17 protein-coding genes are annotated in these 26,976 nt (G+C 57.1%); 15 read left to right on the top strand and 2 right to left on the bottom strand.

The window, feature by feature from the left end:
* Positions 1-625 precede the first annotated feature (625 nt).
* The 5 genes from G494_RS0116755 (at position 626) to G494_RS0116735 (ending at position 8,963) form a co-directional block, all read left to right on the top strand.
* A complete protein-coding gene (locus tag G494_RS0116755; protein ID WP_028585432.1) occupies positions 626-2,020 on the top strand; it encodes a glutamate decarboxylase in 1,395 nt (464 codons plus the stop codon).
* Between the two features lie 112 nt (positions 2,021-2,132).
* Complete coding sequence (locus tag G494_RS0116750; protein ID WP_028585431.1) at positions 2,133-2,963, top strand: universal stress protein; 831 nt, start codon at positions 2,133-2,135, stop codon at positions 2,961-2,963.
* Positions 2,964-2,971: 8 nt separating this feature from the next.
* Positions 2,972-5,653, top strand: coding sequence for a cation-translocating P-type ATPase (locus tag G494_RS0116745; protein WP_208597704.1), 2,682 nt, complete (start codon positions 2,972-2,974; stop codon positions 5,651-5,653).
* Positions 5,654-5,828: 175 nt separating this feature from the next.
* Complete coding sequence (locus G494_RS25735; protein ID WP_051305809.1) at positions 5,829-8,570, top strand: GAF domain-containing protein; 2,742 nt, start codon at positions 5,829-5,831, stop codon at positions 8,568-8,570.
* A gap of 129 nt (positions 8,571-8,699) precedes the next feature.
* Positions 8,700-8,963: a hypothetical protein gene (locus G494_RS0116735; protein ID WP_028585429.1), complete on the top strand. Its 264-nt coding sequence runs from the start codon at positions 8,700-8,702 to the stop codon at positions 8,961-8,963.
* Positions 8,964-9,274: 311 nt separating this feature from the next.
* On the opposite strand, the gene G494_RS25730 is transcribed toward G494_RS0116735, so the two are convergent.
* The gene (locus G494_RS25730; protein ID WP_051305808.1) at positions 9,275-11,989 is read right to left on the bottom strand and encodes a diguanylate cyclase; all 2,715 of its coding nucleotides are present in this window, start codon (positions 11,987-11,989) and stop codon (positions 9,275-9,277) included.
* A gap of 475 nt (positions 11,990-12,464) precedes the next feature.
* On the opposite strand from G494_RS25730, the gene G494_RS24125 reads away from it, so the two are divergent.
* The 6 genes from G494_RS24125 (at position 12,465) to G494_RS25725 (ending at position 20,779) form a co-directional block, all read left to right on the top strand.
* Positions 12,465-12,995 (top strand): DUF2975 domain-containing protein, encoded by a 531-nt coding sequence (locus tag G494_RS24125; protein WP_051305807.1) that lies wholly within the window; start codon positions 12,465-12,467, stop codon positions 12,993-12,995.
* Positions 12,996-13,011: 16 nt separating this feature from the next.
* Entirely contained in the window at positions 13,012-13,251 is a 240-nt protein-coding gene (locus tag G494_RS0116720; RefSeq protein WP_028585428.1) for a helix-turn-helix domain-containing protein, read from the top strand.
* Positions 13,252-13,278: 27 nt separating this feature from the next.
* Positions 13,279-14,439: an efflux RND transporter periplasmic adaptor subunit gene (locus G494_RS24120; protein WP_051305806.1), complete on the top strand. Its 1,161-nt coding sequence runs from the start codon at positions 13,279-13,281 to the stop codon at positions 14,437-14,439.
* Positions 14,439-16,382 (top strand): MacB family efflux pump subunit, encoded by a 1,944-nt coding sequence (locus tag G494_RS0116710; RefSeq protein WP_028585427.1) that lies wholly within the window; start codon positions 14,439-14,441, stop codon positions 16,380-16,382. The genes G494_RS24120 and G494_RS0116710 overlap by 1 nt, the downstream gene beginning before the upstream one ends.
* 7 nt (positions 16,383-16,389) lie before the next feature.
* Complete coding sequence (locus G494_RS0116705) at positions 16,390-17,787, top strand: efflux transporter outer membrane subunit (RefSeq protein ID WP_035247260.1); 1,398 nt, start codon at positions 16,390-16,392, stop codon at positions 17,785-17,787.
* Between the two features lie 1,363 nt (positions 17,788-19,150).
* The gene (locus G494_RS25725) at positions 19,151-20,779 is read left to right on the top strand and encodes an ATP-binding protein (protein WP_051305805.1); all 1,629 of its coding nucleotides are present in this window, start codon (positions 19,151-19,153) and stop codon (positions 20,777-20,779) included.
* Here the strand turns inward: G494_RS25725 and G494_RS0116695 are convergent.
* Complete coding sequence (locus G494_RS0116695) at positions 20,763-21,485, bottom strand: response regulator (protein ID WP_028585425.1); 723 nt, start codon at positions 21,483-21,485, stop codon at positions 20,763-20,765. The genes G494_RS25725 and G494_RS0116695 overlap by 17 nt on opposite strands.
* A 446-nt stretch (positions 21,486-21,931) precedes the next feature.
* On the opposite strand from G494_RS0116695, the gene G494_RS26440 reads away from it, so the two are divergent.
* The 4 genes from G494_RS26440 (at position 21,932) to G494_RS24105 (ending at position 26,516) form a co-directional block, all read left to right on the top strand.
* Positions 21,932-22,336 carry a phosphatase PAP2 family protein gene (locus G494_RS26440; protein WP_332307537.1) on the top strand — a complete coding sequence of 135 codons (405 nt, stop codon included), beginning with the start codon at positions 21,932-21,934 and terminating at the stop codon, positions 22,334-22,336.
* A 693-nt stretch (positions 22,337-23,029) separates the two neighbouring features.
* Positions 23,030-24,340, top strand: a complete 1,311-nt coding sequence (locus G494_RS24110) for a DEAD/DEAH box helicase (protein WP_051305803.1) — start codon at positions 23,030-23,032, stop codon at positions 24,338-24,340.
* A 179-nt stretch (positions 24,341-24,519) separates the two neighbouring features.
* Positions 24,520-24,720 carry a cold-shock protein gene (locus G494_RS0116675; protein WP_028585422.1) on the top strand — a complete coding sequence of 67 codons (201 nt, stop codon included), beginning with the start codon at positions 24,520-24,522 and terminating at the stop codon, positions 24,718-24,720.
* Positions 24,721-24,878: 158 nt separating this feature from the next.
* Entirely contained in the window at positions 24,879-26,516 is a 1,638-nt protein-coding gene (locus G494_RS24105) for an ABC-F family ATP-binding cassette domain-containing protein (protein WP_051305802.1), read from the top strand.
* Positions 26,517-26,976: the final 460 nt, after the last annotated feature.

Below are 26,976 nucleotides of genomic sequence, written 5' to 3'. Positions count from 1 at the left end.
GGGTGGTGCCGTGAGGGTCCAGGCCTCGTTGGCGTCGTCATTCCCGCGGAGGCGGGAATCCAGTTGTGAGGTGAGCCGCTGCAGCTCTGCCTGTCTCTCCATCCTGGCGATTGCAGTCAGAAGGGGGCAGTCAGAAGCCGGAAACAGGAGGCAGCAAAGGGCAGTCCCCCAGGGGAACAGATCGTATGTGCCGCTTCTATAGAGAGCTGGATGCCCGCCTGCGCGGGCATGACAAGAGAGAGGCAATGGACAGTTCCCCCGTGAGGTGCCATTGGAGATGGGTTAGCATCTAGGCCCTGGGAGAAATACGGATAGAGTCGGAAAATCATTTGCCTCTGTTGTTTGCGGCCCATACAATGAGCAATGATCCCGGATGACGGCACCGGCCAAGGGGTGGCTGGAGCGATCGTCAACCCGGGGCAATGGTTACCGGGCTGGAGTCGAGCGTTTAAGGCTACCTTGAATAATGGCTTTTTTTTCCAATCTCAGCGTTGCGATCAAAAATTTAGTCTCGGAATATCAGCTGTATACCTCCGCTAAAATTTTATCTCGCGCCTTGACCTTGATCGAAAAATCTAATGATTCAAGATACCCTTAAGATGGCCTGATCTACAAGGAGAGCAACATGCCGCTGCACTACAAAACCACGCTGAAAGACCAGCTGGTCGATGATATCTACGCCTCAAGCGATCTCTCGCACAGCCTTCCCAGGTACCGCATACCCAGGGAAGAGCAGGCCCCCCGTCACGTCTATCAGCTGGTCCATGACGAGTTGATGCTGGATGGTAACTCCCGCCAGAATCTGGCCACCTTCTGTCAGACCTGGCTGGAGCCCGAGGTGCGCAGCCTGATGGCGGAGTGCACGGATAAGAACATGATCGACAAGGATGAGTATCCCCAGTCAGCCGAGATTGAGTCACGCTGCGTCCACATGCTGGCCGACCTTTGGAACGCTCCCCAGGCCAGCGACACCTTGGGCTGCTCCACCACCGGTTCCAGTGAGGCAGCCATGCTCGGCGGGATGGCCTTGAAGTGGCGTTGGCGGGAGAGGCTGCGGAAACAGGGGAAGGCCACGGATCGTCCCAACCTGGTCTGCGGACCGGTGCAGGTCTGCTGGCATAAATTTGCCCGTTACTGGGACGTGGAGCTCCGGGAGATCCCCATGCAGGGGGATCGGCTGATCATGAACCCGGAGGAGGTGGTGAAGCGTTGTGACGAGAATACCATCGGCGTGGTGGCGACCCTGGGGGTGACCTTTACCTGCCAGTATGAACCGGTGGCCGCGGTGAGTGCGGCCCTGGACCGGTTGCAGCAGGAGACCGGCCTGGATATCCCCATCCATGTGGATGGTGCCAGCGGCGGCTTTATCGCCCCCTTTGTGGAACCGGAGTTGGTCTGGGATTTTCGCCTGGAGCGGGTGAAGTCGATCAATGCCTCGGGCCATAAGTTCGGCCTGGCGCCCCTGGGGGTGGGCTGGGTGGTCTGGCGCAGTGAGGCGGATCTGCACCAGGAGCTGATCTTTGAGGTCAACTACCTGGGCGGCAATATGCCCACCTTTGCCCTCAACTTCTCCCGTCCGGGCGGTCAGATCGTGGCCCAGTACTACAACTTTCTCCGCCTGGGTTTCGAGGGCTACCGCAAGATCCACCTGGCCTGTTACGAGACCGCCCGTTATCTGGCGGAGCAGATCGAAAAAACAGGGCTGTTTGAGATCATCTACAACGGTCGCGGCGGGATTCCGGCGGTGAGCTTCAGCCTCAAGCCTGAATCTGACCCGGGCTTCAACCTCTTTGACCTCTCGGATCGCATCCGCAGCCGCGGCTGGCAGATCGCCGCCTATGCCATGCCGGCCGAACGGGAAGATCTGGTCATCATGCGGATCCTGGTCCGTCATGGGGTGAGTCGGGATCTGGCCGACCTCCTGCTGGCCGATCTCAGACGCTGTATCGCCTACTTTGCCGGGCATCCGCTCCAACACCACAGCAGCGGAGAAGAGTCCGGGGGATTTTCCCACAGCTAGGGTCTGTCCCCAGAGGAGGATGGAGAGGCGGGCCGGCTCAAGGGGGGGGAGCCGCCTGCCGCGTTTCAAATCTGCGACCGTTCTCTTCTGAGGACCGTGGACCGGGGGCCATATGAATGTCATTGCCGCTGTTAATGGTCAGCTCAGCGCAGAGGTAGCCGCACGCTACGGCCTCCATTTTGCCAGGGTCCATGGCCTTGCTCTCAGCTTGCTCCATATCCTCAATCCAGGCGACAGCATCAGGGCCGTGGAAGAGAGCATGGCCAATATCGAGGAGCTTGCCCGGGGCTATCAGCTGGCAAGCCAGCGGGTCATCCTCCAGGGCCCGCCCATGGAGACCCTCAGGCGCTATCTTCAGGGAAACAAGGGTGCGATGCTCTTCTGCAGCACCCGCTACCGCCCCCGCAGGAATCTCTATACCCTCTCTTTCGGGCAGGAGCTCCTGAGTCAGGACCTCCCCGTGGACCTGGCTGTGGTCCGGGTGGTGCAGCCCCACTCCACCCTGACTACGGAACGGATTCTCCTGCCCATAAAGGAGGGCCGCTTGTCGGTGGAGAAATTTACCTTCTTTGCCTCCATGCTCAAGGCCTACCAGGCCAGCGGCGAGATCTACAGCGTTACCGTTACCAGCAGGAAGAAAAAGGCCAACCTTGATCTGGGAACGACCAGACAGCTGCTCCAGCAGATCGACGATAGGCTCTCCCACTATAGGCAGTTGGCCCTGCACATGGATATCCCGCTGCGACTCAAGCACGCCATTGCCGTCAACGAGGTCGATCAACTGCTCCATCATCTCTCCCATGGGGATTTCCAGCTGATGATCGTGGGCGGGGAGCGGCTCTCTGCCTACTCCTCCTTTATCAAGGCCAAACCCATCGACCGGCTGCAACGCTCCACCCCGGTCAACACCATCGCCTTTTACCCCAGGGAAAAGGGACGATGAAGCCCTTCATGCAGGAGAAAACCGAGCTGCTGCGGAGCCTGAAGACCAGGGAAGAGGGGCTGACCGCAGCCCAGGTGGCCCGGGGGCTGGAGCAGTTCGGCCCTAACCTGCTTGAAGAAGAGGAGGCCAAGAACTACCTCAGCCTCTACCTGAAGGAGTATTTTCAGTTTTTTGCGATCCTGCTTGAGGTGGCGGCCCTGCTCTCCTTTGTTGCCGATTACTATGCCCCGGATCAGGGCAACGATATCCTCGGATATGCCATCCTGGGGGCGGTGATCATCAATGCCACCTTCACCTTCTGGCAGCAATATCGTGCCGACCGGGCCATGGCAGCCCTGCTGGAGCTGATGCCCACCATGGTTACGGTCCGCAGGGATGGCACCATCACCACCGTCGATGCCAAGGAACTGACTCCGGGGGACATCCTCATCCTGGAGGCCGGGGACAAGGTGGCCGCGGACGGGGTCCTGGTGGCAAGCTCCTCGCTCTATCTCAATCTCTCCTCCCTTACCGGCGAGTCACGGCCGGCGGCCCGCAGCCAGAGGCCTTCCAGCCAGTCTAATCCCCTCCATGCCAGGAACATGGTCTTTGCCGGCACCACCGTGGTCTCAGGCAGCGGGGTCGCCGTGGTCTGCAGTATCGCCAATGCCACCGAATTCGGCAAGATCGCCAGCCTGACCAAGCATGTGGAGAAAAAGCTGACCCCCATGCAGCGGGAGATCGTCAGGATCACCCGGATACTCACCATCGTTGCCCTGGTCATGGGCTTGGTCTTTTTTCTGCTGGGACTCTTTTCCGCCAAGGGCCCCCTGATGGCCTCTATCTTTGCCCTCTCTCTGATTGTTGCCAACGTGCCGGAGGGGCTGCTGCCCACGATCACCCTCTCCCTCTCCCTGGCCGGCCAGAGGATGGCCAAGAGAAACGCCCTGCTCAAGAATCTTGACTCTGTAGAGACCCTGGGCAGCGCCTCGGTGATCTGCAGCGACAAGACCGGCACCATCACCCGCAACGAGATGACCCTGCGCCATATCTGGTTGGCCGGCGGAGAAGAGATCACCCTCTCCGGTGAGGGCTACCAGGAGCAGGGCAGCTTTTTCTTTGACCGGGAGTCGTCCGCAGGCGATGCCAGGTTGGACCAGTTGCTGAAGGCTGCGCTCTCCAACTGTACGGCCGTGATTGAGGCCGGCACCATCCGGGGCGACCCCACGGAGTTGGCCCTGGTGGCAGCCGCCCATAAGCGGGGGCTCAGGGAGGTGCCTGCTGAGAAGATTCGGGAGCATGCCTTTACCAGTGAACGGAAGATGATGTCCTCGGTCTTTCAAGAGGAGCAGGGCGAGTTCATCTATGCCAAAGGCGCGGTGGAGGTCCTCCTGGACCACTGCGCTGCCTATCTGGAGAGCGACCAGCAGGCCAAACCTTTGGATCAGGGCTACCGTCGCAGGATCCTCTCCCGGGCCGAGCGTTTTGAGAAGCGGGCCTACCGGGTCTTGGCCGTGGCCATGGGGCAGGGGCATCGGGAGGAGCAGTTGACCCTGCTCGGCCTGGTGGCCATCATGGACCTGCCCAGGCCAGAGGTGGCGGAGGCGGTGGCGCTCTGCAGGAAGGCGGGGATCAGGACCATGATGATCACCGGTGATAATGCCCTCACCGCAGCAGCCACCGCCGAAAAGATCGGCATGGGGTATGACCGGATCATTGTCGGGGATGAGCTGGAGGGCATGGCCGATGAGCGGCTCGAGGATATCCTGGCCAAGGAGGATGTCCTCTTTGCCAGGATGGCAGGCCATCAGAAGTTGCGGATAGCCTCTGCCCTCCAGAGCCTGGGGGAGGTGGTGGCCATGACCGGCGACGGGGTGAACGATGCCCCGGCCCTGAAGAAGGCGGATATCGGCATTGCCATGGGCAGGACCGGCACCGAGGTGGCCAAGGAGGCGGCAGACATGATCCTCCTGGATGACAATTTTTCCACCATCGTGGCCGCCATAGAGGAGGGGCGGACCGTCTACTTCAATATCAAGAAGTTCGTCACCTACATCCTCTCCTCCAATGTGCCTGAGATCGTGCCCTACGTGCTCCAGTTTTTCCTGCGGATCCCCTTGCCCCTCTCGGTTATCCAGATCCTCTCCATCGACCTGGGCTCCGACCTCCTGCCGGGCCTGGCCCTGGGCAGTGAACGGCCCGAGAAGAATATCATGAACCGACCTCCTGCCGGCCGCCGGGAGAACATCCTTGACTGGGAGGTGTTCAAGCGCGGCTACTTTTTTATCGGCCTGATCGAGGCCACTGCGGCCATGGTGGCCTTTGTCTCCTTCCTCCTCCTCCATGGCTGGCAGTACGGGACGGTTGAGCTGGCTGATCCTCTCCTCCATCGCCAGGCCATGACCATGACCCTGCTGGGGGCGGTCAGCTGCCAGCTGGTCAATGTCTGGACCATGCGCAGCTGGGAGTTCTCGGCCTTCAGTGTCGGCCTGCTCTCCAACCCGCTGCTGATCGGTGCCATGGTCATTGAACTGGTCTGGATTTGGATGCTGCTCTATCTGGAGCCGGTTCAGGAGATCTTCAACACCGCCCGGGTGCCCCTCTCCCAACTCTGGCTGCTGCTGCCCTTTCCCCTGCTGCTCTTTATCGGCCATGAAACCTATAAGTGGCGGCAGAGGAGGCGCAGGGCAGCGGCTCGGCCACAGGGCTGAAGATCGATAGCATCCTTTGCCGGCTGCTCAGCCCTGTCAGCTCCACGGGCTGGATGAGCTCACCTGCCGGAGGAGCCGGGCGGTTATTTGGCTGGCAGAAAGGGACTGTTTTCGCTATAATTGAGAAAAACTATCAGTTGTCCCCACTCTGTGGGACTCCAGCCAAGGAGAGAAGATGGTCGAGGTACCCACTGTCATTGTCGCTGCCGAATCGAAGCTGGTTGGGGAACTGAGCAGCCTCTTGAGGGAGTTGGGGTACCCCTCAACAGCGGTGGCTCCCGATCAGCTGAGCCCTGAGGCCATTGCTGCCGCGGCTGGAGATTCCGGCAGCGGATCAAGGCCGATCATGCTGGTCAATATAGAGTCTGACAAGGGTACGGGTTTTGCCATTGCCGAGACCCTGTCCAAAGACTATGGCTGCGCCGTTGTCGCCCTGGTCGACTCTCCGGCAGAATCGCTTGTCAGCCGGCTGCTGGCAATCGATCTCTTTGGCATGGTTTTCAGCCCCCTTGAACCCCTTGGGCTCAAGGCTGCCCTGGAGCTTGCCCTCCGCCGGATCGAGTCGGAGCAGTGCAGCCAGGATCGCCTGGGCCGTTTGGAAGGGACCCTCAGGGCCATTGCTGACGGGGTCATCTCCGCCGATCCAGAGGGCCGGGTGGTGGAGATGAACTCTGCTGCGGAGCGGCTAACCGGCTGGGGCCGTGCAGAGGCCGCTGGGCAGCCTCTGGATCAGGTGCTTCCCCGGGACCCGGATGGCGAGCAGGCCTCCCGGCAAGGGGGAGATGGTTGTAAAGGGGCTGTTGCCGTTTCTGTATCTCCGCTCAGGGATCAAGCTGGAAAAGAGCAGGGGGCGGTGGCGCTGCTCCGGGACCAGTCCGAGCAGGCTCTTGCCCTGCGCTACGCCGAGATGCGCCTCTCCCTGATCGAGTATGCCAAGGATCACAGCCTGGAACAGCTGCTCACCAGGGCCCTGGACCTGGTGGGCGACTTTGTTGACAGCCCCATAGGGTTTTATCACTTTGTGGAGCCGGATCAAAAGACCCTCTCTCTCCAGCAGTGGTCTACCAGAACCCTGAAGGAATTCTGTCAACTTGACGGCAGCGGGATGCACTACCCCATCGAGGAGGCTGGGGTCTGGGTAGACTGTGTTCGCCACGGCCGGCCGGTCGTTCATAATGACTATGCTGCCCTGCCTCATCGAAAGGGACTGCCCAAGGGGCATGCTCCGGTGACGCGTGAGCTGGTTGTGCCGGTGATGCGGGACAACAGGATGGTGGCGATCCTTGGGGTGGGCAACAAGGCCTTGGACTATACCGAGGCTGATCTGGAGGCGGTCCGTTATCTGGCCGATGTAACCTGGGCGATCGTGGCTGCCAAGCGGACCAAAAAGGAACTGGAAAATGCCCTGGCGGATTGGGAAAAGACCTTTGACGCGGTGAATGCGGCCATCTGGATCCTGGATAAGGAGCAGCGCATTGTTCGCAGCAACAGGGCCGCTGAAGAGATCTTCGACCATCCCTGCAGCCAGATGATCGGCCAGCGCTGTCATGTTGTCGCCCATGGCACCACAGAATGTACCGAACACTGTCCGGTGCTGCAGGCAAAGAAGAGCCTGCGGCGCGAGATGGTGGAGCTGGAGACGGACGAGAGCTGGTTTGAGGTGGTGGCAGATCCCATCCTGGGAAAGGACAGGGAGTTTTTAGGGGTTGTTCATATTGTCACCGATATCACCGAGCGTAAGCTGAAGGAGCAGGAGCGGGAACAGCTCCGGGAGCGTCTGTCCCAGGCCCAGAAGATGGAATCCATCGGCCGGCTTGCCGGAGGCATTGCCCATGATTTCAATAATATGCTCGGGGTGATCGTCGGCTACACCGACCTGATCCTTGAAAATCCACAGCTGCCGGAGGCGGTCAGGGGCGACCTGGTGCAGGTGCAGGGGGCTGCAGAAAGCTCTGTGAGCCTGGTTCGCCAGCTGCTCACCTTTGCCAGAAAGCAGGTGGTCCAGCCCAGGGTGGTTGAGCTCAACACCACTATTCAGGGCATACTCAAGATGCTGAAGAGGTTGATCGGCGAGGAGATAGAGCTCAGCTGGCAACCCGGGGTCGTCCCCCTGCCAGTCAAGCTTGATCCTGCCCAGCTGGATCAGGTCCTGACCAACCTCTGCGTCAACAGTCGCGATGCCATTGACGGTACCGGCAGGATCGTCATCAGGACAGAGGGGATCGTCCTGGCAGGTGCGGATCAGCTTGACCCGTCCACGGCTGTGGAACAGGATTGCTATGCCCTGCTGACGGTCTCTGATGATGGCAGGGGCATGGATGCAGCAACCCTTGACCGTGTCTTTGAACCCTTTTTCACCACCAAGGAGCTGCATCTGGGAACAGGACTCGGCCTTGCCACGGTCTACGGAATCGTTCAACAGAGCGGAGGCTTTGTCCGTACCCGGAGTGCGCCCAATCAGGGAACGACCTTTGAGCTCTACTTTCCCTGTTGCCGGGAGGTGGAGGATTCGTCAGAGCCGGAGCAGGGGAGAGAGGGCAATCTTGCCGGAGCAGGGGAGTCCATCCTCCTGGTGGAAGATGAAGAGGCTATCTTGGCGCTTTCCAAGGAGATCCTGGAGGAGAGTGGCTACTCTGTGCTCGCTGCAGCAACACCTGCCCTGGCCTATGAGCGAGCACTCCATCATGAGGGGGAGCTTGAGTTGATGGTCACTGATGTGGTCTTGCCGGAGATGAACGGTAAGGAGCTGGGAGAAAAAATCCGAGAACTCTATCCGGATCTGAAAATCATCTATATCAGCGGCTACACGGAAAATATTATCGAGCATCGCGGAGTCTCGGAGGGGGAGGTCAACTTTTTGCAAAAACCCTTTACCGTTCAGGCCTTACGCAAAAAGGTACGGCAGGTGCTCGGCTGAACCCCACTGTGGCTGCGGGGAGCCTGGCTCACCGGCTGTGGCTTTGGACGAACAATGCTTATAGTTTTGTAATAGACTCCCCGTTGACCCGGGGGGGAAGATGAGCAGACAGCAACAGAGGAGATCCCAATGGCGAGCACAGATGCAAACACCCCCCAGACCGAGTTCACCATCACCATTCCTGCTGAGGTAAAGGAACAGCTCAGAGAGATAGCGGTGCTGCAGCACCGCAAACTTCAGGAGCTTGTCTTGGATTTCCTTGAACAGGGCATCCACGAGGCCATGCCGCAACTGAAGAGGGAGCATTATTTTAAACACCTGCGGGAGGTTCTCAAGGGACACAACGTCCCCAAGGAGACGATTGACACCCTGGAAGATAACTTTACCTTTTAGGTACCTTGAAAAATGGAATAGGGCCGACAGCGGACATCTTTCTGGCTTGAACTGAGGGGGCTGGTTATTTTTCAGGTCGTTCTGTGAAAATCAATCTGCTCCCGCTTTCGATCCTCTCCATGGCCCATGGCCCATGGCTGCCTGCCCATGATATTCAGCTACTCCGGCTGAGTTTGAGCTACCCTTGAGTGGCAAGCAGGAGAGAGGAGGCAGGCCTGCCAGAGGCGCAACAGATCTACCCACTCAAAGTCTCGGCAGGCTGCAAGGAGCAAGGAGCTGCAAAGGCAACTTTGGTGATATCCTTTTCAGGCTCAGTTGGTAGCCGCAAGGGATACGACTCTGTTTCTACCGAGCTGCTTGGCCTGGTAGAGGGCCTTGTCCGCTCCCTTGAACAGGCTTGACGCTGTATCGGTGCTACTACATTGGCTTATGCCGATACTTATGGTCGCATTGATGATGAGGTGCGCCTGGTCTGGATCCGGGGAAAACGTTTCTCTTTCAACACAGCTTCTCAATCGTTCAGCTACCCTACAGGCAGTGGCATGGTCTGCATTGCCCATGATCACTGCAAACTCCTCACCACCATACCTGCAGCCAAAATCCTCTTCTCTGATATTTTCTTTAATTATTCTTCCCAACACGGCCAAGACATCATCGCCCTGTTTATGCCCATAGTTGTCATTAAATTTTTTGAAATGATCGATGTCAATGACCAGTAAGGAAAGTGGCGTCTCCTTTTGTTGGAATCGGGCTATTTCTTTTTTGATCCTTTTGTCAAAGTATCTTCTGTTGTAGAGCTGGGTGAGCTCGTCGACAAGACTTTGCTTTCTTAGAAATAACTCTTTCTTCTTCTCTTTGGAGATGTCCTTTATGGAGGCAATCATCCTGAAGGGGGTGTTGTCGTCGTCAAGCAGGGCCTTTGCCTTGATGTTTTGCCACTGATACGATTCGTCTGGGAGCTGAAAGAGGTAGTCTGCGGTAAATAACTCTGATTTTTTCAGGTTCTGGTCGATTGTTTCCATGAGCTCGCTGATATGGTCAGGGTGCACCCTTGACATCCACTCGTCGATGGAAAGAGCGTCTCCCTTTTCGATGTTGCATAATTTCTTGAGAGGAGCGGATGCATAAAATTCATTGGTGCTGACATCCCAGTCCCAGACACCTTCCAGAGTGGTCTCCATGATAAGGCTCAGGCGCTCATCCCGTTCAAAGAGTTTCCTCTTAATCTTTTTTTGGTAGAGATAGTGACCTATTGCATAACTGGCAATTTTGATAAAATTACTAATGTCGCTGTTGTATTGTATTCCAAACGAGGTGTCGTCAAATCGGATGAATCCCCACCATTGATTTTCCACAAATATCGGGGCGGCCAGTAGGGAGGAAATGTCAGCTTCCAGCGCTTCCTTCTCCTCATCGGGAAAATCTTCAGCATGACCAAAGATAAACCGCTCTTGTTGCAGCTCTTCTCTCCATCTGGGCAGAGAGGTGTCGTAGCAAAACTGATCCAGGATGTCTGCGTCATTAAATGGTGATAATTCCAGGGTACTCACCTTGTGGCTGAGACGTGCGCATAGGCCAACCTCCGGGGTGTCGATATTTTTATAGATCAACACCCTGGAGGCGCCCAAAGAGCTGGCAAGCTGTTCAACTGCACCTGTTAAATTATCTTCAAACAGTTTGATCGTGCAGTTGAGCATCGCCTTTTCATAGTGTAAATGGGTTGCCAGTTGCTCCTCTGCCTTAATCCGCTCGGTGATATCGTGAGATATCTCAAGGAGATATTTGGGAGCGTCTTCCCTGTCCAGGATCGGGATCTTTTTGGTGTGGAGTTTTCTCCCCCCCCTGTCCTTGGTCCGGATCGCTTTCAGGGGGATGTCGAGAGTCTCTCCGCCCTCTAAGACGAATCTGTCCTGCTTGGCTGCTATCTCAGCCTCCTGTTTTGACCGGAAATGATATTCATTTTTACCGATTAACTCCTGGTTGGGAACACCTAACAGCTCCTCTGCGGCCCTGTTGCACTGGATGAAGCTCAAGTCTTTGGCATCCTTGACAAAAATTATATCCGGGATGTTTGCAAAGATGGCCTTGAGAAAGCTTTCCTTTTGCGCCAAAATTTCTCGTGCCTCTATGGCCCTGGTTCGAGACGCCTCTATCCGCTCCTGGTATTCCAGCTGTTTCTTCAGCCAGGCGAATAAACCAAGCCCCAGCAGCAGCGACAGGGCTCCCCCGCAGCTCCACAGCCAGATCAAATAAGGAGAAGCTGCTTGCCAGCCATTCGGCGGTATCCCGGCTAACTGCCAGCTTCCCTCCGGGAGGTTGACATCGAGCAATACAGGATCTTGCTGGAAAAGAGACAGATCCCCCTCAATGATTTCCCCCTCCGCTCCGAGGCCATCCTTGCCCCTGATGGCCATCTTTATCTCTGCATCCGGATGGGTTAGGCCTGTAGCCTGAAAAAGTCGGTCCTTGTCAACGACAATACTGGCAAGTCCCCAATAGGTATCCTGGTTCTCGTCAGGGGAAGCGGAGGCAACATATATCGGGGTGCGACAGATGAAGGCTTCTCCGCCCTGGACCAGTCGAACAGGGCCGGCCACAACGGTTTTTCGGCTCTCTATGGCCATCTTTACCGCAGGCCACTGTTTCTTGTTGGCCGCGTAGTCGAGGCCAATGGCCTTTTCATTTCCCTTTAAGGGGTAGAGGTAGGACAGGATGTTTCCGGGTGCCAGGCCGATATTGCGAATGTAATTTTTGTGGCGTAGCAGTTCCTGTGAGAAACGACGGAACTCTTCCTGCTCCAATCCGGGATTGATGGAAACAAAGACGATCAAGCCGCGCGTCAGGTAGAGATTTGCATTGATCTCCATTTCCAGCCTTGCCCGGACTCGGCTTAATTCATCAATGGTATGGGTTTTTAAGGACTCCCTGAAGCGGTTCCTCTCCAGAAGATCAAAGCCGGAAAAGATAAGGATAACGGCTAAGGCTGCAGACACTCCCCATGCAAGAGGCATGATTGTTTTTTTCATAGGCTGTCTTGGCTTGAGGCTACCTTGAAAAATTGATTTTTCAAGGTGGCCTTGATTGGAAGTGTGCAAAAGAAAAATCAGGATCGCTTCGCTGCCCCCTGGCCCAGGGGACTGAGCTGTCGCTTGTTCCGGGTTCCAGCTTGCCGGACAACAAATCTTTGTAAGTTAATCAGAAAAATAGATAATTAAAACAATTTTTAAGGTCGGGGTCTAAAAAAGAACCCTGTCTCTGTCTCTTGAGCGCGTCAGTCCCCCCTTCCTCCGCAGGGGGCCAGGGGGTGGTGTCCCTCTCCTGCGGCAGGCCCTCCGGACGATGAGCTCTTCGATCACACCCCCTGGGAAGGACTGAGGTGTCTTTTTTCGATCAAAAATTATTGACAAACGATAAGATTTTATTAAAAAGCATGAATAATAAACCTTCGGGGTGAGGGTTTTGAACATTCTTCACTGAGTTATACTAACCAGGAGCTAAGCTATGAGAGACCGAGAGAATATTGCCCGCGTGAGTAACCGCTATCGCCTGCTGCTGATGGCGCTCTTTTGCCTGGTGCCGGTGGTCAATGGCCTGGGTTGGTTTGTGGTCGCCCATCCGGAGGAGTTGATGGAGCCGCAAGCCTATGCAATCCTTGGCGGGGTCACCCTGACCATGCGGATCCTCGCCTTTCTGGTCTCCATGCTCAAGGGGGCGGTGGTGATGTATGGTCTCTGGATCCTGATCCGTCTCTTTCAGCTCTACCAGCAGGGGGTCTTTTTTGAGCTGGCCAATGTGGCCTGCTTTCGCAACATGTCCCGGGCCCTGATCTGCTGGGTTGCTGCCGGGATAGTCAGCGAACCCCTGCTCTCGCTTATCCTGACCATGAACAACCCCCCTGGAGAGCATGTCGTCCAGGTCAGCCTTCAGTCTGCGGACCTGACAGCCCTGATTGTCGGCGGTATCCTCTCGGTCATCAGCAGGGTGATGGAAGATGGCCGGAGGTTGCAGGAAGAGCTGGAACTGACGGTCTAGGATCTGGGAGCGAGCCATGCCTATCCAGATCAATCTTGACGTCATGTTGGCCAAGAGAAAAATGAAGTCAAACGAGTTGGCAAAACTTGTCGGCATCACGGTGCAGAATGTATCCATTCTCAAGACAGGAAAGGCCAAGGCGATCAGGCTCTCAACCCTGGAGGCGCTCTGTCGTCATCTCGACTGCCAGCCAGGGGATATCCTGGAGTACCTTCCTGACGATAGAGAAGATAGAGACGATAGTGAAGAACCTTGAGAGCAGCGAAACAGTGAGCCTGAGATCATGAAACGATTTTTGAAACAACACCTCAAAAAGATCGCCTTTACCCTCCTGCTTGTCGCAGGCCTTGGCGGCTATTACACGCTTCGTTCCGCTGAAGAGCCTGCCCAGTTCCTCACCGCAGCCGTGGTGGATCAGGATATCGAAAAAACGGTATCCTCCATTGGCACCCTCCAGGGCGCAACCGAGGTGGATGTCGGTGCCCAGGTATCAGGCCAGCTCACCTCCCTGAAGGTCAGGCTGGGCCAGCAGGTCAAGGCCGGTGAATTGCTCGCCTCCATTGATCCGGTGCTCCAGGAAAACGATCTGCGTGATGCCCTGGCCGAGCAGCAGGTTGCCGCTGCCCAGATCAAGGTGCGGGAGGCTCAGCTCAAGTTGTACCTTCAGGCCTTTAAGCGACAAGAGCAGATGCTAAGCGCGGACGCCTCCTCCCGTGCGGAGTTGGAGGCTGCAGAGGCGCAGCTGACAATCGGCAGGGCAGAGTTGCTGGCCAGTCGGGAGCAGCTGAAAAAGGCCACAATCCGGGTGGATAAAAGCAGGGCAAATCTGGGATACACCAGGATCCTTGCCCCGATGGATGGGGTGGTGACCTCCATCGTTACCAAGGAGGGGCAGACGGTGGTCTCTGCCCAGCAGGCGCCGACCATCCTCAAGCTGACCAACCTGGACACCATGACGGTAAAGGCCAAGATCTCCGAAGCCGATGTGGTCCATGTCAAGGCCGGGATGGAGGTCTACTTCACCATCCTGGGCGATCCGGAAACCCGTTATGTGGCGCGCCTCAGGGCCATAGAGCCGGCACCCAGCAGCAGCGGCGAAAGCGCCGGTTCCGCCGAGGGCGCGATCTACTACAACGGCCTGTTTGAGGTGGCCAATCCGGAACATACCCTCAGGGTTGGTATGACCGCCCAGGTGAGCATTATCCAGGCCAGGGTCAAGGCGGCGCTGGCCATTCCGCTCTCAGCGCTGGGGACCGCCCTTGGCAGGAACAGGTTCGAGGTCCGGGTGCTTGCAGATGAGCTTCCCCAATCCCGGGAAATCGTCACCGGCATAGATGATGGCGTTCAGGTCCAGGTCGTCTCGGGCCTGGAGGTCGGCGAGCAGCTCATCCTCAAAGACGGCGGCCAGGCAACAGCCGAAGGGCTGGAGGTAGAGTTCTACTGATGAATACGCCCCTCATAGAGTTGCGCAATATTGAGCGCCGTTTTTGCTGCAGTGAGCTGGAACTCACGGTCCTGGCTGATATCAACCTGGAGATCCATCAGGGTGAGATGGTTGCCATCGTCGGCTCTTCGGGTTCGGGAAAATCCACCCTCCTCAACATCCTGGGGGCCCTGGATAAACCGAGCCGGGGGGAGTATACCTTACGCGGCCGCAACATCATGGCCATGGACGCCTCCTCCCTGGCCAGGCTGCGCCGTGCCCACTGCGGCTTCATCTTTCAGCGCTATCATCTCCTTCCCCATCTCGATGCCAGGGCCAATGTGGAGATCCCTGCCATCTATCGCGGCATCAAGGCAGGTGCCAGGAAGGAGCGGGCAGGGGAGCTCCTCTGTCAATTGGGACTGGCTGATCGCCTCAGCCATACCCCCGGACAGCTCTCCGGCGGCCAACAGCAGAGAGTGAGCATTGCCCGCGCCCTGATCAATGGAGGGGAGATCATCCTGGCCGATGAACCCACCGGGGCCCTGGACAGCCAGAGCAGCCTGGAGGTGATGGAGATCCTTACACAGCTCAAGGGGCTTGGTCACACGGTCATCCTGGTGACCCATGACCCGGAGGTAGCCGCCTATGCAGACCGGATCGTGGAGTTGAAGGACGGCCGGATTGTCCGTGATTCAGGATCTAAGGCAAGCGACCCCCCCCAGGATTTCCCCCAAGAGAGAGCAGAGCATAACACCCTTTCAGCCTGGTGGTGGCGCCTCTATGAGGCCTTTACCATGGCCCTCCATACCATGGCCTCCCATCGTCTGCGCACCGGCCTGACCATGCTTGGCATAATCATCGGCATTGCCGCCGTGGTTACGGTGGTTGCCCTGGGCAAAGGGGCGCAGCAACAGGTGATCGACGATATCAAGTCCATGGGCACCAACACCATTGAAATTTTCCCGGGTAAGGATTGGGGTGACGAGCGGGCACACCTGATCAAGACCCTGAACGAGCAGGACTTTCGGGTGCTGGAGCAGCAACCCTACCTGGACAGCGTCAGCCCGGTAAGCGAAGATAACGGCTTGATACGCTACGGGAATAAGGAGCGTCGCATAAGGCTGGTCGGTGTCGCTGCAGGCTATTCCCGGGTTAAGGGGATGAAGGTGGTTCGTGGTCGTTTCTTTGCTGGCCGGGAGATCCGGCAACGTGCTTCGGTGGTGGTCATCAATGAACGGACTGCCCAAAAACTGTTCGGCAACGAAGATCCCCTGGGCAGGGTGATGGTCTTTCGCCAGGTACCCCTGCAGGTCATCGGCGTGGTTCAGGATGAGAAAAGTTTTTTCAGCGACGGTAAATCTCTGATGGGCTGGCTGCCCTATTCAGCCATGATGAGCAGGATGAGGAGAACCGGCTCCTTTGAACGGATGATTGTCCGGGTCAAGGAAGGGGTTGCCCCGTCTCTGGCGGAGGAGGGGCTTGTCGAGCTCTTGTCCCGGCGTCATGGGACCAAGGATTTTTTCACCTTCAGTTCTGATAAGATCCTCAACTCCGTACAGAAGACCACCAGGACCATGACCCTGCTGGTTTCATCGATCGCTGTCATCTCTCTGGTGGTCGGTGGCATTGGAGTGATGAATATCATGCTGGTCTCAGTGGTGGAGCGGACCAAGGAGATCGGCATCCGGGTGGCTGTGGGGGCGCGTCAATCTGATATCCTCCAACAGTTCCTCCTCGAGGCGGTGATGGTCACTGTCATCGGCGGCGGCTTTGGAGTGGGCTTATCGCTTTTGATCGGTTGTATCTTCTCGCTCTTTACCCAGTCGATCACCATGCAGTTCAGTCCGGGTTCCATTGTTGCGGCCTTTGTCTGCTCATCCCTGATCGGTATTCTCTTTGGTTTTCTTCCTGCCCGAAATGCGGCCAGGTTGGATCCGGTAATCGCCCTGGAGCGGGAGTGACAGCGTTATGAAACGATATTTTTATCCTCTCCTCTGGTCGCTGCTGCTGGTTTTTGCCCTCTCGGGCTGCAGTCAGCGCATGGACTATCTGCGGCCGGAGATCGCAATGCCCGGAGCATGGCAGGAGCCGGTCCCGCAACAGGCGCCCCCGCAGTGGCAGAGCGCGCTCAGGCAGGACCCCTGGTGGCATGGTTTTGGGGACCCGCGCTTGAACCAGTTGATCGATGAGGTGCTGCGGGTGAATCATGATATCATCGCTGCCGGAATCAGGTTGCAGCAGGCCAGGTTGCAGGCCGGGCTGAGCGCCACCAACCGGACCCCGGAGGTGAAGGTCTCCACCAGCTGGAACATCAATAAGGATCTACGCTCCGGCGTCCAGCGGGAGAGCAGTGGGGCGTCCCTCTCCATAGGCTACCAGGTCGACCTCTGGGGAAAACTGGCAGCGGTCAGGGAAAAGGCGGAGTGGGAGGTGCAGGCCAGCGAAGAGGACAGGCAGGCAACGGCGTTGACCCTGGTGGGGACAAGCGCAAAACTCTACTGGCAGCTGGCCTATCTTCAGCAGTCCCTGGACAGCGGCCAGGAGGAGCTGGAGTATCTAGGGGAGCTCCTCGGCCTCAGCCAGGCCAAATATGAGGCCGGCGCCGTCTCCTCCCTGGAACTCCTCCAGCTTGGTCGGCAACTGGCAGAGCGGAGCGCATCCATGAGCGAGCTCCGCCGCCGAAAGCAGGCCGCCGCCAACAGGCTGGCCCTGTTGCTGGATCGGGCCCCGGGCCCTCTTGCCCTGATCCCAGACGCCCTGCCGGAGGCGCGCCTGCCCGCCATTGCCGCGGGTATCCCTGCCGAACTCCTTGGCCGGAGGCCTGACCTGCGGGCCGCCGAGTATCGCCTGCGGGCCGCACTTGCCGAACAGGATCGCATCCGCCTGAGCTTTTACCCTGATCTGACCTTGACGGGAAGTGGAGGTACCGGCACGGACCGGCTGGCCCAGATCCTTGAAAGTCCTGTGGCTACCCTGGGCGTCAGCCTCCTCTTTCCCTTTGTCCAGTACAACACCAGCCAGCTCACCATCAAGATAGCAGCAGAGGAGTATCAACTCCGGGTTGTCGATTTTCGTCAGCTGGTCTTTCAGGCCTTTGCAGAGGTGGAAGATGCCCTGGCTGCCTACCGTTACGGGCAGGAGCAGTTGCGCCAACTGGAGCAGGCCCTCGATCGACAGCATCAGATCGAAGAGAAGGCAGCCCTGCGTTATCGAGCCGGGGCCACCGGTATCCAGGCATGGCTCGATGAGCAGGATAGGCTTCGTTCCCTGGAGTTGACGGTGGCGGCACAGCAGCGCGAGCAACTCAATGTTGCCGTAACCCTCTATCAGGCCATCGGCGGCGCCATCCCACCCCCTGCAGGGTAGGCTGCCATGCAAGGTTGTTTTTTTCTCCATCCCAAGGGAGCGGCTACCCCTGCAGTCGTCATTCCCGCGCAGGCGGGAATCCAGTCTTGTATGCTGGTGACGCATCCCAGAGCTGGATTGCCTGCCCGTGGATCCATTATCCGTGGGTTCCATTTATGAGTCCTTGGTGTAGATACCAGGCTGCCCGCCTCCGTGGGATGACTGTAAAAAGGAATGGAAATACCGCGCTGCAGCATCTCGGGACAAGGGGGATGTAACGAGGAGACTCCCTTGATATCTTATTTATTATCCTGAAGGCACAACTAGCTCTGCAGTCGTCATTCCCGCGCAGGCGGGAATCCAGTCTTGTATGCTGGTGACGCATCCCAGAGCTGGATTGCCTGCCCGTGGATCCATTATCCGTGGGTTCCATTTATGAGTCCTTGGTGTAGATACCAGGCTGTCCGCCTCCGTGGGATGACTGTAAAAAGGAATGGAAATATCGCGCTGCAGCATCCCGGGACAGGGGGGATGTAACGAGGATACTCCTTTGATATCTTATTTATTATCCTGAAGCCACAACTACCTCTGCAGTCGTCATTCCCGCGCAGGCGGGAATCCAGTCTTGTATGCTGGTGACGCATCCCAGAGCTGGATTGCCTGCCCGTGGATCCATTATCCGTGGGTTCCATTTATGAGTCCTTGGTGTAGATACCAGGCTGCCCGCCTCCGTGGGATGACTGTAAAAAGGAATGGAAATACCGCGCTGCAGCATCTCGGGACAAGGGGGATGTAACGAGGAGACTCCCTTGATATCTTATTTATTATCCTGAAGGCACAACTAGCTCTGCAGTCGTCATTCCCGCGCAGGCGGGAATCCAGTCTTGTATGCTGGTGACGCATCCCAGAGCTGGATTGCCTGCCCGTGGATCCATTATCCGTGGGTTCCATTTATGAGTCCTTGGTGTAGATACCAGGCTGCCCGCCTCCGTGGGATGACTGTAAAAAGGAATGGAAATATCGCGCTGCAGCATCCCGGGACAGGGGGGATGTAACGAGGATACTCCTTTGATATCTTATTTATTATCCTGAAGCCACAACTACCTCTGCAGTCGTCATTCCCGCGCAGGCGGGAATCCAGTTAAAGAGGGCGTGCATGAGGACAAAAGAATGAACGGATATATCCCCCATGCATTCTCTCGACATCAGCCAGGAGATCATTGGCAGTGGCTTCCATAATGAGGGACCGTCCAGAAGGGGAGGCGCCATGTTTTTTGAACATAATGGTGAGATTGGGTATAAGAGCAATTATTCAAGGTGTCCATAAGGGAGCCTGGAAGAAAGGCAGGCCTCCAAGGAACAGCCTGTAATCTCAGGGGGATTCATGTTCGCAATATTTTTTCGGACCTATCTTTATATGATGGCGACGATCTTTTCTGGACTCCTGGTCTTCTTTTTGCTGCTCCTGCCGGTGCTCCAATCCTTTGAAAAAGAGGATGATCTTCGTCTTGTCCGGGGGACCGTGCAACTCCTGGTCAACGAGTTGGCAGCGAGCGATACAGATCAGTGGCCTGCCAGGGTTCAACAGTTCCGCGCCGAATTCGGGCCATTGCTTAGCCTGGAGCCCCTTGAGCAGGTAGCGCTGCCCGGGGATGCGGGTAAAGATCTCCTGGCAGGTGCATTGGTAAGTATCTATGAGGAGGATATCTTTTATCAACGTCTCGTGGAGAGTGAGGTCGTCCTGAGGTTGCGACCGCCTTTGGATGGCTCGCCCTGGTTTTTAGAGAAAAAGAGCCCGCTCGCCGATCTCACCATATCGCTTCTACTCCGCTCGCTTAAGGGTGTCTCCGAAGAGCAATGGCCGGCAAGCGTCGACCGCATCAATGGCTGGTTTGGTTTTCCCCTGCAGATAAAGGAGCTGGGTACCATCAGCCTCTCAGAGGAATCGTCAGCCGAGCTCAGACAGGGGGGGCGGCTGATAGATCTCGGAGAAGAGATCGTTTATCAGCCCATTGAGGGCTCAGGGTATATCCTCTGCTTGGGTCCCGTCTTCCAGAATCAGCACTGGATCCTTAAGATTCTCTTCTACCTCCTTCTAGCCTTATTCCTCTTGACCTGCGGCTGTGCCGCGCTGTTGTGGGCGCGTCCCCTATGGAAGGACATGGACAGGCTGAGCAGCGCTGCCATTGCCCTGGGTAGCGGGGATTTCAGCAGTCGTGCGCGTCTGGCAAGAAAATCAGATTTAAAGAGCGTTGCAGAGGTCTTTAACTCCATGGCCCTGCGTCTGCAGCTGACGGTGGGGAGTCAAAAAGACCTGATCAATGGGGTGGCCCATGAGCTGCGTACCCCGATTATGCGGATGCGCCTCTTGGCCGAACTGTTAGCGCCTCAGCTGGAAGAAAAGCAGGAAGCCTGTGCGTTGCTCTGTGAACTCAGAGATAACATGGATGAACTGGATGATCTTACCAGTGAAATTTTGGCCTATTTGAAGTTGGAGCAAATTGCCCGGACCTTTGGAGCAGAGCTGGTCATGGCCAGGCCTTGGCTCGACAGGCTGCTTGCCGGCTTTGAGCTATCGCTGCAGAGGGGTGGGCTTCGGCTCGAGGTAGAGTTGGAGACGGATTCAGCTGTCATTCTTCTTGATCCCAAGATGATGGCGCGGGCGTTGTCCAACCTCATCAACAATGCCATCAAGCATGCCCGCCACCGGGTCAGACTCTCTCTGATCTCAAAAAATGGCCGTTACTCCCTGCTGGTGGATGACGACGGGCCGGGCATAGCGGCAGAGGACCGGGAGCGCATCTTTCAACCCTTCACCCGCCTGGAACCGCAGGGTGAGGGGAGCCGCGGGCTCACCGGTTACGGCTTGGGTCTCTCGATTGTTCGCCGCATTGCTGAGTGGCATAATGGCAGGGTGACTGCCGAAACTTCTCCCCTGGGCGGGGCACGGCTGAAAATCTGCTGGTCAGGCAGTGATAATGAAGGGTATCTCCCGGTTACCAGGCCTCTTTAATGAACTGGTATCCGGCCCCCCAGATCGTTACGATCCGCCTGGGCTTGGCAGGGTCGTCCCCCAGCTTCTTGCGCAATTGAGAGATCCGTACATCTATGGAGCGGTCTGTACCGTCATAGCCAATCCCCCTGAGGGCCGAATAGATCCTGTCCCGCTCCAGGACCTGACCCTGGTGCCGGGCAAGGTACCAGAGGAGGTCGAACTCGGCGGTGGTCAGGGCCACCTCATCTCCTTCAAGTTCAACCTGTCGGGATGAACGGTTGATACGGAGCCCGCCAAAGCGAAGCTCACTGCTGTTTGCCTGGGAAGAGACCAACTCGCTGTCATGATCTTCAGGCAGAGTCCGTCTCAGCAGGGCCCGAATCCGAGCCAGTAATACCCGCGGATCAACCGGCTTTTTCACATAATCATCAGCCCCCATCTCCAGGCCGGCAACCTGGTCCATGTCCTCCTCCTTTGCCGTTAAGATGAGGATAGGACCTCGGAACCGAGGGCGCACCCTGCGACACACGCTCAGGCCGTCTGTCCCGGGCAGCATCAGATCCAGGATAATCAGGTCCGGAGTGGACTCTGCGATCCGTTGTTCGGCTCGATCGCCGCGGGTCTCGACTGCAACCGTAAAGCCCTGCTGTCCCAGGTAGGCGGCCAAAAGCTCTCCAAGCCTCCGGTCGTCTTCAACGATTAATATGCTGTTGTTCATGTCCATAGTCAGGTTTTACCCTTGCTGTGAGAATTGAGGGTGGCCTTGCTGCCCTCCTCTTCGTATCCCTCTGTAGCAGAGCCGACTCGGCTTGCCCTTCCCTCTCTTTACATCTGCTTACATTTTCACACGATTCCTCAACAGAAGTTAGCCCCTAACTGTGTCATTTATCCCCCCAGGTAAGCCCTCGACAGCGAGGGGGGAGGCGATGTCTGTCAGAGCGTGCAAGGGGTGCCTCTACGGGACGCGCACTGATGTTAATGGCATGGATAGCGTGGAGGCTGGGAACAATGGGGAACATGGTGAGATCGGCAATGCGTCACTTGGGAAGAGTTGCCCTTCTTTTGGTTGTAGTTTTTAGCTTGGCTGCTCCCTGCTCGGCCGGGACTCGCTCCACGGTCGAACTCTCTGGGGATATCCTCCAGATCCTACTTCCTGTCACGGCTGGAGGCATGAGTCTGTACAGGGGGGACTGGCAAGGGGTGAGTCAATTTTCCACATCGTTTCTAACCACCATGGGGCTTACCTATGGCTTAAAATATTCAATTAATGCAGAACGCCCCTATGGCGGAGGCTTATCCTTTCCCTCGGGCCATACCTCAGCCTCATTTTCCAGCGCTGCCTTTATTCAGAAACGATACGGCTGGGAGTTCGGTTTGCCCGCCTATGCGGCTGCAGCATTTGTAGGCTGGAGTCGCGTGGAGTCAGACAACCATCATCTTCGGGACGTGCTGGCGGGTGCAGCCCTCGGGATCTTGAGCAGCTATATCTTTGCAGACCGTTACCAGGAGGATGTGGTTGTCACCCCCCATGTTGGAGAGGGCGTGTATGGCCTGCTGTTACGTTGTAAGTTTTAGGCCGTCTTTCTGGGGAGGCAGGATTATAGCTCTGATCCTTGAGCAGCTATATCATTAATATCGAAGCGTATGATAAGATGAATCGATTGAAAATTCAATTCCAAAACTCTGGTCGACCTCTCTTGGTCCTGCTGCTCATCTTCGTCCTTGGAGGCGGTCTGGTTTCAGTTTTTTTCAGTACAGGCTTGTATCTCTCCAGAGGACAGGGAGGAGCCGTTGAGATTACCTGGCTGGGCGGGGTAGAGGGAGGGATGTGGCTGCGGTTCAGCTATTGAGAAGGACGGAGCCGATCATGGATAGGTGGCCAAGCCGGGCTGATATTTCACTCAGTTGTGTTTTTTTTCTGTGCTGCCCATTTATTTGCTTGCCTAATTGCAAAAACAAGGTATAATATCCAGGCAAAATCCTACCAAGTAGTAGTAGCGTCCCTTTATGTTGTCCTCGTTAACCTCGTTGCATCCCAGCGTCGTTCGTTATCATAGAAGTTCACACTGATTACTTACCCAGGAGCCAGTATGAATGTCTGCTGCCAGCCCTGTTGAGCCCGTAAGCCGGGAGAGCAGCACGCTGCAGCCTGATAGTTACTGCTCATTTTTCTGCCCCAGGCAGAACGCAGACCGATGCTATCCATTTGTGCCAACCGGCGGCCCGGCAATTGCCAGGCCTGCCAAGAGTACTTTCAACGGAGTTTTAATGAGTTTCAAGCAGTTTCAGCTACACCCCACGATCAACAAAAATATTGCCGCCCAAGGCTACACCACCCCCACACCCATCCAGGAGCAGGCCATCACCCCTGTGCTGGCAGGCCAGGATGTCCTCGGCCTTGCCCAGACCGGGACCGGCAAGACCGCTGCCTTTGTCCTGCCCATGCTGCAACGCCTGCTGAGCGGTCCGCGCCGTACCCTGCGGGCCCTGATTGTCGCCCCAACCCGGGAGCTTGCCGAGCAGATCCATGAAAATGTCATCAACCTGGCCCAGGGTACCTCGCTTCGCAGCGTGGTGGTCTATGGCGGGGTGGGCAAGCAGCCTCAAATCAAGGGAATCCGCGCTGGTGCAGAGATCGTGGTTGCCTGTCCGGGGCGGCTGTTGGATATCCTCACAGAAAAGGATATCACTCTCAAGGGAATCGAGACCCTGGTGTTAGACGAGGCGGATCACATGTTTGACAAGGGCTTTTTGCCGGATATCCGGCGGATTGTCCGTCAGTTGCCCAAGGATCGCCAGTCCCTGGTCTTCTCCGCCACCATGCCCCGGGAGATTCGCCGCCTGGCAGATGAGATCCTGATCGACCCCTGTGTCCTCCAGGTTAACCATACCGCCCCGGCACCGACGATCTCCCATGCCCTGATTCGGATTGCCAAGGCAGAGAAGACCCAGCTGCTCCGGAAGCTCTTGGCCGAGCGGGAGATGAAAAGCACGGTGGTCTTTACCCGTACCAAGCACAAGGCCAGGAGTCTGGCTCGGCAGCTGGAGAAGTCCGGTTTCCCCGCAGTATCACTCCAGGGCAACCTCTCCCAGCAGCAACGTCGCCGGGCCATGGATGGTTTTCGCGACGGCACCTTCCGGGTCCTGGTGGCCACCGATATCGCTGCCCGTGGCATCGATGTCTCCGGGGTCTCCCATGTGATCAACTATGATGTGCCGGACACCGCAGAAACCTATACCCACCGTACCGGTCGTACCGGTCGTGCCCATAATCACGGTCAGGCCATTACCTTTGCCGATAACGACGACCGCCAGATCATTACCCGGATTGAACGAAACCTGGGTAAGAAGATGGAGCTGGAGCAGGCCGGTGAGCTGCCGGCGCCTGCAGCCAGGATCGCCCCGGCGCCTCGCGGCCAGGGAAACAGCAGAAACAGTAACAACCCAGCCCGCTCCGCTGCCAAACCTGCCCAGGGGAGATCGAAATCCTCCCAGGCAAGCCGCCGGCCAAGCCGTGGCAAGGGCAGGGCGAGCCGAGCAGCCTCTTTTGACTTTGGCGTAGGCGCCTCTGCGAAATAGGGCCCAGGGCAAAGAAGATTACCAAGTTCGTGAGCTCCCTGAACAGGGAGAGATCCTGTTCAAGAGGCTCAAATGAATTTCTGGGATCCCCAGATACCCCGTCCAGTCTTCAGCAGATGGCTGGACATCATAACAAAATGGCTCCCTATGGGGTCAGATGCACACAGGAGTAGTACCCGATGGTAGAAGGAACAGTGAAGTGGTTTAACGATGCAAAAGGTTTTGGTTTTATCGAGCAGGATGGTGGTCAGGATGTCTTTGTCCATCACTCCGCGATTCAGGCCCAGGGCTTCAAGTCTCTTGAAGAAAACGCCCGCGTCAGCTTTGAGGTGGTCGATGGCCCCAAAGGGCCTGCAGCGGAGAATGTTGTCAAGCTGTAAGAGCTGCATTTGATTGTACCGCATCAAAAGGCCCCGCTTTCGCGGGGTCTTTTTTATTGGAACGTTTTATTGAAACGTGTTGTTTGAAATTTTGTAGTTTTTTGTCACCTGCGCCGTCAGAGCTCTTCTGAGGGCTCTTCCTGTATGAGGACCATCCCATGATTACCGCCTCCAATATCGCGCTTTCCTACGGCAAACGTGTCATCTTCAAGGATGTCAATATCAAGTTTACTCCCGGTAACTGCTATGGCCTGATCGGGGCAAACGGTGCCGGCAAATCCACCTTTCTCAAGATCCTCTCCGGTCTGCTGGATCCGGATCACGGCGAGGTGACCAAGGGTCCGGGGCAGCGGATTGCCATGCTCAACCAGGACCAGTTCGCCTTTGACGAGCATACCGTGTTCAATACCGTGCTCATGGGCCATCTCAAGCTCTACAAGGTGATGAGTGAACGGGATGCCCTCTATGCCAAGGCCGACTTCAGCGAGGAGGACGGTATCCGCTCCGGCGAGCTGGAGGTCAAGTTCGGGGAGATGGGCGGCTACGAGGCCGAGGCCGAGGCCGCGGTCCTGCTCAATGGTCTGGGTATCGGTGAAGCACTCTTGCAGAAGAAGATGAAGGAGCTCGACGGCACCGAGAAGGTGCGGGTGCTGCTGGCCCAGGCCCTGTTCGGCAACCCTGACATCCTGCTCCTGGATGAGCCCACCAACCAGCTGGACATCCAGTCCATCAAGTGGCTGGAACACTTCCTCTCCCGCTTCCACAATACCGTGATCATCGTCTCCCATGATCGTCACTTTCTCAATCAGGTCTGCACCCATATGGCAGATATCGATTACGGTAAGATCCAGGTCTATGTGGGCAACTACGACTTCTGGTACGAGGCCAGTAAGCTCCAGTTTCACCAGAAGGAGACCGAGAGCAAGAAGGCCAAGGCCAAGGCCGAAGAGCTCAAGGAGTTTATCCGCCGCTTCAGCTCCAATGCCTCCAAGGCCAAGCAGGCCACCTCCCGCAAGAAGTTGCTGGATAAGCTCACCTTGGATCAGATGCCCGTCTCCTCCCGGAAGTACCCCTATATCGTCTTTCAGCCGGAACGTGCCTGCGGCGATATCATCCTGGAGGTAAACGGACTCTCCAAGACCATAGAGGGGGTGGAGGTCTTCAAGGATCTCAGCTTCACCGTCAACAAGGGGGACAAGATTGCCCTGGTGGGCACCAACAGCCTGGCCAAGACCACCCTGTTTCAGATCCTCAGTGGCGAAATAGAGCCCGACAGCGGTAGCTTTCGCTGGGGGGTCACCATCAGCTCGGCCTACTTTCCCAAGGAAAATAACAGCTACTTTGCCAACCAGGACCTGGACCTGATCAGCTGGCTGCGACAGTTTGCCTCGGCCAAGGCGGACGAGGGCTTTATCCGCGGCTTCCTGGGCAAGATGCTCTTTTCCGGGGAAGAGGCCACCAAGAAGACCGCGGTCCTCTCCGGTGGGGAGCGGGTCCGCTGTCTGCTGGCCCGGATGATGCTCGCCCAGGCCAATGTGCTCCTCTTTGATGAACCCACCAACCACCTGGACCTGGAGTCCATCACCGCCCTCAACGACGGCCTGATCGCCTATCCCGAGGTGGTCCTCTTTGCCTCCCACGACTACCAGTTTGTCTCCACCGTGGCCAACCGGATCATCGAGATCAGCCATGACGGCTTTGTCGATGCCATGATGTCCTTTGAGCAGTATCTGGAACAGCAGGAGCTGGGCCAGGACACAGGGGCTGGCTCGACCACTCAAAAGAAGGCTGCCTAGGCGACACCAGCCAATCCGCAGGCGGGCCCAGTCCCGGGCCTGCCACGGGTTTCTCCGGTAGTCCTCCTCTTTCGCGTCGTCATGTCCGCGCAGCCTCCTCGGTTTACCCCGAAGGTGCTTTGCTCCCTCGATAGCATCCCCCGGAAGGCAGGCAGCCTGGTTTGCTCCGGGAGCACTTCTCTCCCAGGTCATCTCTCCCAGGTCGTCATGCCCGCGTAGGCGGGCATCCAGGTACGGTGGGTAGGGTCTGGCAAGATGGGTTCGCTGCTCATGGGGTCCGGCGGCAGGCCTCCAAGCCAGGGCTGGTTCCCGATTCTTCGATACTGGATTCCCGCCTGCGCGGGAATGACGTCTGCAGGGGTTGCTGTTCCTTCAGGGTAATAACTAAGGTATCAAGGGATTATCCCCGTTGTTCCCCGTTATTCCTCGTCCTTCCCCTTTGTCCCAGCCTGCTGCAGCG

Origin of the sequence: Desulfogranum mediterraneum DSM 13871, assembly GCF_000429965.1 — a bacterium.
In the GTDB taxonomy this organism is placed as follows: domain Bacteria; phylum Desulfobacterota; class Desulfobulbia; order Desulfobulbales; family Desulfobulbaceae; genus Desulfogranum; species Desulfogranum mediterraneum.
Note: the sequence above shows the minus strand (reverse complement) of the source record. Positions and strands in the feature narration are given on the sequence as shown.